This is a genomic window from uncultured Mucilaginibacter sp. (assembly GCF_937859865.1).
GTDB lineage: Bacteria > Bacteroidota > Bacteroidia > Sphingobacteriales > Sphingobacteriaceae > Mucilaginibacter_A.
Map to the genome: position 1 here is coordinate 1 of NZ_CALMAT010000059.1, position 898 is coordinate 898.

The 898-nt window shown below is 44.3% G+C and carries 1 pseudogene; it reads left to right on the plus strand.

The annotated features are described in order from the left end of the window. Positions 1–898, plus strand: a pseudogene (locus Q0192_RS06420) (peptidase M61); the annotation flags it as partial.

Genomic DNA, 898 nt, shown 5'->3' on the forward strand with positions numbered 1-898 from the left:
TTATGCCGGTTTGGGCACCCGGCTCGTACCTCATCCGTGAGTTTTCAAAAAATGTGGAAGGTTTTAAAGCGATGGCCGGCGAAGAACTGGTTCGGCATCAAAAACTCCGCAAAAATGCCTGGCTGGTTGATACCAAAAACCATTCTGCAATTACCATTTATTACCGGGTTTATGCTTTTGAAGTTTCTGTGCGCACCAGTTTTGCAGATGCTTCGCACGCTTTCCTTTCCCCCACAGGGATTTTTTTATATCCCGAAGGAATGCTGAACGAACCATCAGAAATCCAAATCATTTCCTGGAACCACTGGAAAACAGTTTCTACGGCTTTGGAAAAATCCGGCCAAAACCCATACTGTTTTTATGCCCCTAATTTTGATGTGTTGTACGATTCGCCTTTGGAAATTGGCAACCAACACGTTTTTAAATTTACCGCGGCCCATGTTTTGCACGAAGTGGCGATGTACGGCGGAGGCATGTACGACGAAGAAAAACTAATTACCGATTTTAAAAAGATCATTGAAGAAGAAACGTTGGTTTTTGGCGAAAACCCAAACCAGCGTTACGTTTTTATCATCCACAATTTTAACCAAGGCGGCGGCGGACTGGAACATTGCAATTCCACCGTTCTCGGCGTTACGCGCACGGCTTATGCAACAGAAAAAACTTACCAGGATTTTTTGGGATTGGTTTCGCACGAATATTTCCATTTGTGGAACGTGAAGCGGTTGCGGCCCAAAGCTTTAGGCCCGTTCAATTATCAGCAGGAAAACTATACCACCAGTTTATGGATTGCCGAAGGTTTTACCGCTTATTACGATAATTTGATTTTGCGCCGCGCCGGATTGATTTCTGCGGAAGCTTACCTCAAACTCATTGCTGCCGATATTACTTTAGTTGA